The 9,901-nt window shown below is 69.7% G+C and carries 8 protein-coding genes; 5 read left to right on the top strand and 3 right to left on the bottom strand.

Annotation, left to right across the window (positions count from 1 at the left end):
* From Q0066_RS05355 to nagA, 3 genes are all read left to right on the top strand, one after another.
* On the top strand, positions 1 to 331 hold a 331-nt coding region (locus tag Q0066_RS05355), incomplete at its 5' end, for a PTS glucose transporter subunit IIA (RefSeq protein ID WP_298130841.1).
* Positions 332 to 362: 31 nt separating this feature from the next.
* On the top strand, positions 363 to 1,148 hold the full coding sequence (gene nagB / locus Q0066_RS05350) for a glucosamine-6-phosphate deaminase (protein WP_298130839.1): 786 nt from the start codon (positions 363 to 365) through the stop codon (positions 1,146 to 1,148).
* A gap of 29 nt (positions 1,149 to 1,177) precedes the next feature.
* Positions 1,178 to 2,311, top strand: coding sequence for an N-acetylglucosamine-6-phosphate deacetylase (gene nagA, locus Q0066_RS05345; RefSeq protein WP_298130837.1), 1,134 nt, complete (start codon positions 1,178 to 1,180; stop codon positions 2,309 to 2,311).
* A 70-nt stretch (positions 2,312 to 2,381) separates the two neighbouring features.
* On the opposite strand, the gene Q0066_RS05340 is transcribed toward nagA, so the two are convergent.
* Entirely contained in the window at positions 2,382 to 4,463 is a 2,082-nt protein-coding gene (locus Q0066_RS05340) for a YhgE/Pip family protein (RefSeq protein ID WP_298130834.1), read from the bottom strand.
* Entirely contained in the window at positions 4,456 to 7,101 is a 2,646-nt protein-coding gene (locus tag Q0066_RS05335; RefSeq protein WP_298130832.1) for an MMPL family transporter, read from the bottom strand. The genes Q0066_RS05340 and Q0066_RS05335 overlap by 8 nt, the downstream gene beginning before the upstream one ends.
* Before the next feature lie 94 nt (positions 7,102 to 7,195).
* Between Q0066_RS05335 and Q0066_RS05330 the strand changes: the two genes are divergently transcribed.
* Positions 7,196 to 7,837, top strand: coding sequence for a TetR/AcrR family transcriptional regulator (locus Q0066_RS05330; RefSeq protein WP_298130829.1), 642 nt, complete (start codon positions 7,196 to 7,198; stop codon positions 7,835 to 7,837).
* A 3-nt stretch (positions 7,838 to 7,840) separates the two neighbouring features.
* A complete protein-coding gene (locus Q0066_RS05325) occupies positions 7,841 to 8,566 on the top strand; it encodes a DNA alkylation repair protein (RefSeq protein WP_298130827.1) in 726 nt (241 codons plus the stop codon).
* Positions 8,567 to 8,673: 107 nt separating this feature from the next.
* On the opposite strand, the gene Q0066_RS05320 is transcribed toward Q0066_RS05325, so the two are convergent.
* Entirely contained in the window at positions 8,674 to 9,588 is a 915-nt protein-coding gene (locus Q0066_RS05320) for a DUF559 domain-containing protein (protein ID WP_298130824.1), read from the bottom strand.
* Positions 9,589 to 9,901: the final 313 nt, after the last annotated feature.

The raw sequence follows: 9,901 nt of genomic DNA, 5'->3' as shown, positions 1-9,901 counted from the left end.
GGCGGTCGCCCCGATCGGCGGCACCGTGCTCACCCTGTGGCCGCACGCCTACGTGATCGTCACGCCCGAAGGGGTCGGCGTCCTGGTCCACCTCGGCCTGGACACCGTCCAGCTGAACGGGCAGGGCTTCACCGCCCATGTCGCCCAGGGCGATGTGGTCGAGGCCGGCCAGCTGATGATCACCTTCGACGTCCCCGCCGTCGAGGCCACCGGCCGCAACCCGATCATCCCGGTCGTGGTGATGGACAAGAAGCAGGCAGACATCGCCTTCACCGACGCCGTCATCGGCGGCGAGCTGAACGCCCTCGACGCCATCATCACCACCCGCTGAATCACCCCACGACAAGGAGAGACAACCAATCATGGAGATCGTCATCTGCCCGGACGCCACCGCAGCCGGCAAGCTCGGCGCCGAGACCATCGTCGCCCTGGTGCAGCGCAAGCCGGAGGCCGTGCTCGGCCTGGCCACCGGGTCGTCCCCGCTGGCCATCTACGACGAACTGGCCGCCCGGCATGACGCCGGCGAGGTCTCGTTCGCGCAGGCCCGCGGGTTCACCCTGGACGAATACGTCGGCCTGCCGGCCGAGCATCCGGAGACGTACCACAACGTGATCCGGCGGGACTTCGTCAACCGGGTCGACTTCGGCGCGGACGCCGTGCACGGCCCGGACGGGCTCGCCACCGACATCCCGGCCTTCTGCTCCTCGTACGAGGCGGCGATCGAGGCGGCCGGCGGCGTCGACCTGCAGATCCTGGGGATCGGCACGGACGGGCACATCGGGTTCAACGAGCCCGGCTCGTCGCTGGCCTCCCGGACCCGGATCAAGACCCTCACCAAGCAGACCCGGATCGACAACGCCCGGTTCTTCGACGGCGATATCGACCAGGTGCCGACTCATTGCATCACCCAGGGCCTGGGCACCATCATGGCGGCCCGGCACGTGGTGCTGGTGGCCAGCGGCGCGGCGAAGGCCGAGGCCGTCCACCAGCTGGCGGAGGGTTCGGTCAGCGCATTGTGGCCGGCGACGATCCTGCAGCATCATCCCCATGTGACGGTGCTGCTGGACGAGGCGGCGGCGAGCCGGCTGCAGTTGACCGGCTACTACCGCGAGACCTACGCCTCGAAACCTGCCTGGCAGGGGCTGTGATCGTCGGTCGAGGCTGAGAGGATTCACGCATGTTGATCACCGCTGAGCGGATCGTCACCAGCACCGAGGTATTGCGCCCGGGCTGGCTGGAGGTCACCGGCACCGTGGTCACCGCGCTCGGCGCGGGGGTGCCTACGGGCACCCCCGCGCACGCGCTGGGCGCGGTCACCGTGGTTCCCGGTTTCGTTGACATGCACACCCATGGCGGCGGGTCCGGAGCCTTCCCCGAAGCGACCGCGGAGAGCTCGGTGGCCAGTCGCGACCTGCATCGCCGGCACGGCACCACCTCGATGATCGCCTCGCTGGTCGCGGCGCATCCGGCGGATCTGCTGCGGCAGGTGGGGGTGCTGACAGAACAGGTGCAGGACGGCCTGCTGGCCGGCATCCACCTGGAGGGTCCGTGGCTGTCGGCGCAGCGTTGCGGGGCGCATGAGCCCAGCGCGCTGCGGGATCCGGAGCCGTCCGAGATCGCCCGGGTGTTCGCCGCCGGGAAGGGCACCATCCGGATGGTCACCATCGCGCCCGAACTGCATGGGGCGCTGCCGGCCATCCGGCGCATCTCGGACGCCGGCGCGGTGGCCGCGATCGGCCACACCAACGCTTCCTACGAGGAGGCCAGGGCCGGTATCGAGGCGGGGGCACGGGCAGCGACTCACCTGTTCAACGCGATGCGGCCGTTGCACCACCGCGAGCCCGGCCCGATCACGGCCCTGATCGAGGATCCGCGGGTGACGATCGAGCTGATCAACGACGGCGTCCACCTGCACCCCGCCCTGTACCGGAACGCCACCAAGTGGGTCGGCCCGGACCGGGTGGCGCTGATCACCGACGCGATGGCCGCGGCCGGCATGTCCGACGGCGCCTACACCCTGGGCGCCCTGGACGTGGACGTGACCGACGGCGTCGCCCGAGTGGCCGGCACCAGCACCATCGCCGGCAGCACCGCCACCATGGACCTGGTCTTCCGCAACGCCGTCCTGGGCTCCGGCCTGGAGCGGGAGCCCGCGCTGCAACTGGCCGTCAAGCAGGCCAGTCTCAACCCCGCGCGGGCGATGGGCCTGAACGCCGGCGACCTGGTCGTCGGCGGCCCCGCCGACCTCGTGGTGCTGAACGACGACCTGCGAGTCACCGGCGTCCTGCATCAGGGCACCTGGGTGGAGTGACCTCGGGGACGGTTCATCCGAGCCGGCCATGAGCCTCATCCCGGCCTGGCCGGGATGACGAGGGCGTCGGTCAGGCCAGGGCCGGCACCTCGCGGAGCCGGAGCGTGCGGCGTCGGACGACGGCCAGGGCGCTGGCGCCGAGGGCTATCACCGCCCAGCCGAGCAGGGTGAACACCGCGGCGGAGGCTCCGTTGGCATCGGTGACGATGGCCCGGACGCCGTCCAGGGCCGGTGAGACCGGGGACACCGAGCGGGCACTGTCGAAGAAGGCAGGCGCGGCCGCGGTTACGGCGCCCACTGTGGTCAGCACCGCGAAAGCGATCGCCAGCAGCCGTCCGGCATTGCCGAGCCAGGCCGCCAACGCGTGGTTGACCAGCACGAACGCCACCCCGGCGAGCAGCAGGAAGCCGGCCAGCGCGGCCGCCTGCGGCACCGCCAGGCCGAGCACCCCGGCGCCGATCCCGGTCAGCACCAGCGCCTGCGCCACCGCGACGACCAGGCCCGGACGCACCGCCCGCCAGATCAGCGTGGGCGTGGACGCCGTCGACAGCGCGAGGCGTCCGTCAAGCGGCTTGACCAGCGCGAAGGTGGCCAACGCGCCCAGCCACAACGCCAGCACCAGCAGCAGGCTCGCCCACGCGGTGGTCGGCGCGACCACGCCGGCCGAGCCGTCCGGGCTGACCGGGGCGGCGACGACGGTGGACAGGTTCTCCCGGTCGCTCTTGCTGTAGCTGGGCACCTTGTCCGCGCCCTTGGCGAGACCGTCGGCGAGCTTGCGTGAGCCGTCCGCGAGGCTGCCGGCGCCGTTCGCGGCTTTGCTCAAACCCGTGGCGAGCTGTTTCGACCCGGACGCCGCCGCGTCCACGCCACCGGTGTACTGCTCGACGCCGGAGCGCAGCTTCGGCAGCCCGTTCGCGAGCTGGGTGGAGCCGTCCGCGGCCTGCCCGATGCCCTTGGCCAGCGCGCCCATCCCAGAGCCCAACTGCCCTGAGCCCTTGACCAGTTCCTGCCCACCCTTGCGGAAGGCGGCCAGCTGCTCGGCCTGCTTCTGCTGCTCCTTCGGACTCGGCAGCTGCTTGTTCAGCTCGCTGCTCAACGTCGACAGTCCGGACGCCAGCGGCGACACTCCCTGCGCGGCGGCACCGGTGCCGGTGCCGAGCCCGCGGAAGAAGGCGGCGCATTCCGCCTCGGACTGGTACGGGCACTCGATGCCCAGCGAGGTCGGGTCCTTGGACGCCGCGGCCATCGCCGCCTGGTACTGCGCCAGGCCGCCGGACAGCTGCGAGAGGCCACCGGCCAGGGTCCCGGTGCCCTTGCCCGCGGCCACCAGCTGATCGGCCAGCCCGTTGGCACCGGCCACATAGGCCTTCACGCCATTGGCCAGTTGCCTGCCCTGCGCCGGCAGGTCCGCCGTCTGCTGCTTCATCTGGCGCATGCCCTTGGCCAGCGCACCGGCGCCGGTCTCGACCTGCTTCACACCGCTGACCAGCTGCGGCGAGCCGGCCGACAGCTTGCCCAGCCCATCGCTCAGCTGGCCGGCGCCGTCGGAGGCCGACCGGATGCCGTCGCCGAGCTCGTCGGTGCCGTCGGCCAGCTTCCCGGCTGCGTCGGCGACGGTCTGGAACTGCTTGCCGGTGTCGTTGAAGCCGATGTAGATGCGGTCCAGGTAGGCCTTGGTGAGCGTCTCGTTGAGGGTCTGGGACGCCGCGCTGGCCAGCACATTGCCCAGCCAGGCGTCGGCGACCCCGGCGACCGGCGAGGTGTGCACGGCGATGGTCGCCTGCTCAGCGGTGGCCGGGTCGTCGTTGCCGTAGGACGTGGCCGCCTTGGAGAAGTTCTGCGGAATGACCACCACCGCGGCGTAGCGCCCCGAGGCCAGGCCCGGCCAGGCGTGCGCCTCGTCGGCCAGCACCCAGCTGAAGTTCTGCTGCTTGTCGGAGTCGACCAGGGCGGCGGACAGCTGCCGGCCGAGCGGAATGAACTGGTCGTCGAGGGTGACGCCCTGGTCGAGGTTCACCACGGCCGCTTCGACCTGGTGCAGCCGGTCACCGGAGTTCCAGGTACCCCAGAGGAATCCGCCGGCGACCAGCACCGGCACCAGCACCAGGGCGAGCAGGCTGCGCCAGGTCAGCGTGCGGGTTGCTTCAGGCATGGCTGAGTTCTCCTTGCAGGGTCAGCGTGCGGTAGGACGGCGGCAGCAGGTCGGCGATATCCGCGCCGGGCGCGTGGCCCAGGACGGCGCAGCCGCCGGCCTCGGTGAGCAGCCGCAGCCGCTCGGCGAGTTGGACGCGCTGCCGCGGGGTGAACAGGTCGGCCTCTTCGACCACCAGCATCGGGCCGTCGAAATCGCGGATCGGGGAACGATGGGACGGGGTGGCGACGGCAGCGATCCGGCGCACCTCGGACGCCTGCTCGGGCAGCGCCCGTCCGGCCACCACCACGTCGCCGGCGGTCAGCGGCAGCCGTCCGGCGAGAGCGAGCAGCAGGGCGCGGCGGGCGGTCACCTCTGCCTCGACCACCAGCACCTCACCGGGCTTCACCGCCACATCCACACCCTCGAACGCGCCGTGAACGGACAGCCCACGGCCGTAGACGATGTGCCCGCCGGCTTCCGGCCAGGACTGCAGTTTCAGCTGGTGGGCCAGCGCCTCACCTTCGATGTCGACCACCGGCATCCGGCGATCGAGCCAGCGCGGCAGCCACCAGGCGTGCCGTCCGAGCAGCTTCATCACCGCGGGCACCAGGGTCATCCGGACGATGAAGGCGTCGATCGCCACCCCGATGGCAAGGGCGAATGCGATCGGTTTGATGGTGCCCTCGCCGGAGGGGACGAAGAACGCGAACACCGCGAACATGATCAGCGCCGCGGCCACCACCACCCGGGAGGAGTGCACGAAGCCGTCCTCGACGAAGTGGTCGGTGTTGCCGTGGACGTACTCCTCGCGCATCCGCGAGACCAGGAACACCTCGTAGTCCATGGCCAGGCCGAACAGCACGCCCATCAGGATGATCGGCAGGAAGCTGATCACCGGCGCGGGTTCACCGAGGTTGACCACCTCTTTGAACCAGCCCTGGTTGAACACCAGCGCGGTGGCGCCGAACGCCGCGCCGACGCTGAGCAGGAAGCCGAGCGCTGCCTTGATCGGTACCCAGATCGACCGGAACACCAGGGTGAGCAGCACCAGTGACAGCCCGACCACGAAGATGCCGAACGGCAGCAGGGCGCCGGCGAGCCGTTGCGTCACATCGATCTGGACGGCGGTCGCGCCGGTCACCGAGGTGTCGATGCCGTAGTCGTGCAGCCATCGGTCGTGCTGGGCCCGTAGTGCCTGCACCAACTCGGCGGTCGCCGGGTCGTCCGGTCCGGTGGTGGGAATGACTTGGATGAGCGCGGTGTCGGCGTTCTCGTTCGGGGTGGCCAGCGGCACCAGCTGGACGCCGGGCATCTTCTCGATGTCGGTCTTGAGGTCGTCGACGATCTGCAGCGGGTCGTCCGACTCGACGATGGTGCCGGTGATCACCAGCGGACCGTTGTAGCCGATGCCGAACTCGCGGCTGATCACGTCGAAGGTGACCCGGTCACCGTAGCTGACCGGGTTGCGGCCCGAGTTGGGCAGCGCGAGCTGGAGATCCTTGGCCGGGACGGCGAGTGCGCCGAGCGCGGCCACCACCAGGGCGATGGTGAGCAGCGGGACGGCGGTCACCGTCCGGACCCAGAACCGGCGCAGGTCGAACCGGGGTCCGCGCGCCCGGGACGCCTTGGCCGCCTTCGGCGTCAGCCGGCTACCGGCGAAGCCCAGGAAGGCGGGCAGCAGGGTGAGCGCCAGCAGCACCTCGAAGAACACCCCGACGGCGGAGAAGATGCCCATCACACCCAGGAACGGCACGCCAGAGATGGTCAGGCCGGCCAGCGCGATGATCACCGTCAGTCCGGCGAACACCACAGCGGAACCCGCAGTTGCCACGGCCCGGGCGGCCGACTCTTCGGCGTCCAGGCCCTGACTGAGCTGGTCGCGATGCCGCGAGACGATGAACAGCGCATAGTCGATGCCGACCGCGAGCGAGATCATCACGGCGAGCATCAGGCTGGTCGAGTTCACCTCGATCACCTTGGAGGCCAGCATGGTGACCTCGACCGCGATGCCGACACCGATCAGAGCGGTGCCGACCGGCATCGCCGCGGCGGTGACCGAGCCGAGCACAACCAGCAGCACGATGATCGCGACCACCACGCCCAGGCCTTCGATGATGCTCAGGTGCGGAATGTGGGTGGAGAACACCTCGCCGCCCAGATGCACCTCCGAGCCCGGCAGCAGGCCGGCGACCTTGGCGGCCTGATCCTCCAGCTGCTGCTTCTGGTCGGCGGTGATCTCGGTCACCGACACGTTGAGCTGCACGTTGGCGAGCCCGGCGCGTCCGTTGTCGGAGATCAGGCCGTCGACATGCTCGTTGTAGGGGCTGACCACCTCGTCGACGATCGAGAGGTCCTTGAAGGTGTCGAGCGCGTCGATCACCTTGGTCTTGGTGGCCTTGTCGTTCAGCGATTCACCCTCGGGCAGCAGCAGCACCACCTGCGCGGTGGTGGCGGCACCGGAGGGGAAGGTCATCTTCAGCTGGTCGAGGGCGACCTGCGAGGATGCCCCGGGGATCCGGAAGCTGTCGTTGAACTGGGCACCGCCGAGCAGTCCCACCGTGCCGCCGAGCGCGGCCACCAGGGCCAGCCAGACGATCAACACCCGGACGCCGTGCCGGTAGCAGGCACGTCCGATCCGGTAGAGCATCGACGACATCGGCCGTCCCCTCCCGCAGTTCTCGATACAGATGTGTATCCGATGCAGTAGTGTATTCAATACGAGCGTGTATGCAAACAGCTAGGATGCGGCGATGAACACCACCCCCGAGACCGTGCGGCGCAGCCCCCGCCGCGAGGCGACCCGGCAACGACTGCTGGACGCCGCCGTCGAGTTGTTCGGCGAACGCGGCGTGCTCGGTTCCTCGGTGGAGGAGATCTGCGAGCGGGCCGGTTTCACCCGGGGGGCCTTCTATTCCAACTTCGACTCCAAGGACGAGTTGTGTCTCGACGTGCTGCGCCGCAAGGGTGAGCAGTACCTGTCGGCGATGCAGGCCGCTATCGCGGTGATTCCCGACGAACCCGGAACGACGGACGGCACCGAGCGGCTGATCCGCGACGCCGTCGGGGTGTTCCTGGAGGCACAGCCGAAGAAGTCCGCCGAACTGGTCAGCATGATGGAGCTGCGGCTGCACGCGCTGCGGACACCCGAGCTGCGCGAGGGCTGGCTGGCGGTGCACGAGGGCATCTCGGAGTCGACCTCGAGCCTGCTGGATCTGGCGCTCGAGCGGGTCGGTGCCCGGCTATCCGTCCCGAGCTCCCAGGTGATCGAGCTGCTCGGCGCCGTCTACGAGAACACGGTCAGCCTCAGCGTGCTGCGCGGCGAGAGCCGTCCGGCCGACCTGGCCGAGCAGCTCGCCGCCCTGCTGGACGCCTTCATCGTCGGCGACTGCTGAGGCATGGACGGCGTGCCCGCGGCGTCCGGTCAGCTGGTCGGCGCCATCCGGACGGCGCTGGCCGCGCGCGGCGATCCCGAGCGTGCGGTCGGTCAGCAGCGCTACATGAAGTCAGCGCTGCCGTTCCACGGCCTCACGGTTCCGCAGGTGCGGGCACTCGTGCGGAAGGTGGTCGCCGCGCATCCGGTTCCCGACCGTGCCTCCTGGCTGGCCGCCGTGACGACGCTCTGGGACGAGGCCACCCACCGCGAGCAGCGCTACGCGGCGATCGGGGTGCTGCGAGACCGGCGATACCGTGACTGGCTGATTCCGGACGAGGCGCTGCTGGGGCTGGTGCGTCACTTGGTCACGTCCGGCGCGTGGTGGGATCTGGTGGACGAGCTGTCCCATGTCGCCGGCGACCTGCTGGCGTCCGACCGGCCGACGATGACCGCGGTGTTGAGAGGCTGGTCGCGCGAGCAGGATCTGTGGCTGCGGCGGGTCTCGATCATCGCCCAGCTCGGTGCCCGCGAAGCCACCGATGTCGAGCTTCTGACCTACGCCGTCGAGGGCAGCATCGACGACCCGGACTTCTTCGCCCGCAAGGCCATCGGCTGGGCACTGCGCGACTACTCCAAGACCGACGCCGCGTGGGTCCGCAAGTATGTGGCCGCGCAGGCGTCCCGGCTCTCGCCGCTGTCTCGCCGGGAAGCCTTGAAGTGGCTTGAGGCTCAGGCCACCGCCGACTGAGCTCGTCGCAGCCGGCAGGGGTCTCGACAAGCTCGACCAACGGGGACTCAGACGCTGATCGTCCGCGGATCAGCGACCGATTCCGGACGCATCTCGCCTCGGTCGCCTCAAGTCGGGCCCGAATCGGTCGCTGATTGACGAGCCAGGAACGCTCGCACCTGGCTGATCATCACCAGCGGCTCGTCGTTGAGCTGCTTCCAGGTGTATCGCAGGACACGGTAGTCACCCATGGTGAGCACGTTCTGGCGACGCCGGTCGGACTCGAAGACCTCCGGCTTGCTGTGTACCTCGTAGCCATCGAACTCGACTACCAGACCGGCCTCCTCGAACAGCACGTCGGGGAAGCATCGGCAGCCGTCGATGACCAGCTCAGCGTTGGCAACCCAGCCGGTGATCCGATGCCGCCGTAACAGCGAGTGCAGCAACCGCTCGCCACCCGACCAGGGATTGTCGACGCTGGTACGAACCACTCGACGTCTGGTCTCCTGCCCCGCGCTCCCATCGAAGAGCGGCACCATGGCGGCCAGTTCGGACGGCTTGACTAAGCCAGTGCGCAAGAACTGTTCCAGCAGGGCACCGGAGTCCCGCGCCGCACTTTCGATGGCGAGGTAGCGGGCGGACGGGCACCGCAGTCCCTGCACCCTGACGCGATGTTCCTGCGGCACCCTCCGCCGAACCCAGCGGACGGCGTCCGTCGACACGTGGCCGCGCAGGTGCGCCAACTGAACTCGGTCTCCCGGACGAAAGGGACGTTCGTCCAGTCTTCCGGTGAGTGCCGCAACCGCGTCCGTGCCCCAGAGCACTGCCCCGGGGGACGTCGCCAGTGCGGCCGCGAACCGCGTCCGACGGCTCGTGATAAGCGTCGCGTCGACGTAGACCCCGGGCAGCACTCGCACCAATGCGCCGGAGCGCTCCAAGGCGTCAAACGTCGTCCGTGACCTCGGGTGATCCCGCCGACGCAGCACTCCGTTGTTCAGGTTCATCACGTTCGTGAGCAGCATCACGTCGTCGAGGTCGTCCATCAGCTCAGCGCATCAGATCGGACGGGCGCGTGGGGGCCGGAAGGCGGGTTATCCACACAACTCGCGCCGAGAATTCCCTGCTGCCCGCGGATCAGCGACCGATTCCGGGGGCCGTCCGCCTTCTGCCGTGGGGACGAGTGAGAAATCGGTCGCCAGTTGACGGATGGTCGGGCAGGGTCTCGACAAGCCCGACCGACGGTGGCTGGCACGCGGGTCCTCGACAAGCTCGACCGACGGCGGCCGCCGGCGGAACTCAACGGACGGTCAGCTCGCCCAGCGTCCGGTGTAGAACAACCAGGCCCAGAAGCAGAGC

The sequence above is a fragment of the Micropruina sp. genome (assembly GCF_027492755.1).
Taxonomy (GTDB): Bacteria; Actinomycetota; Actinomycetes; order Propionibacteriales; family Propionibacteriaceae; genus Micropruina.
The sequence above is the reverse complement of the archived record's forward strand: the minus strand, read 5'-3'. Positions and strand labels throughout refer to the sequence as shown.

Coding starts and splice junctions, on each gene's coding strand:
- nagB (WP_298130839.1), top strand. CDS start 363: ATGGAGATCGTCATCTGCCCGGACGCCACCGCAGCCGGCAAGCTCGGC.
- nagA (WP_298130837.1), top strand. CDS start 1,178: ATGTTGATCACCGCTGAGCGGATCGTCACCAGCACCGAGGTATTGCGC.
- Q0066_RS05340 (WP_298130834.1), bottom strand. CDS start 4,463: ATGCCTGAAGCAACCCGCACGCTGACCTGGCGCAGCCTGCTCGCCCTG.
- Q0066_RS05335 (WP_298130832.1), bottom strand. CDS start 7,101: ATGTCGTCGATGCTCTACCGGATCGGACGTGCCTGCTACCGGCACGGC.
- Q0066_RS05330 (WP_298130829.1), top strand. CDS start 7,196: ATGAACACCACCCCCGAGACCGTGCGGCGCAGCCCCCGCCGCGAGGCG.
- Q0066_RS05325 (WP_298130827.1), top strand. CDS start 7,841: ATGGACGGCGTGCCCGCGGCGTCCGGTCAGCTGGTCGGCGCCATCCGG.
- Q0066_RS05320 (WP_298130824.1), bottom strand. CDS start 9,588: ATGGACGACCTCGACGACGTGATGCTGCTCACGAACGTGATGAACCTG.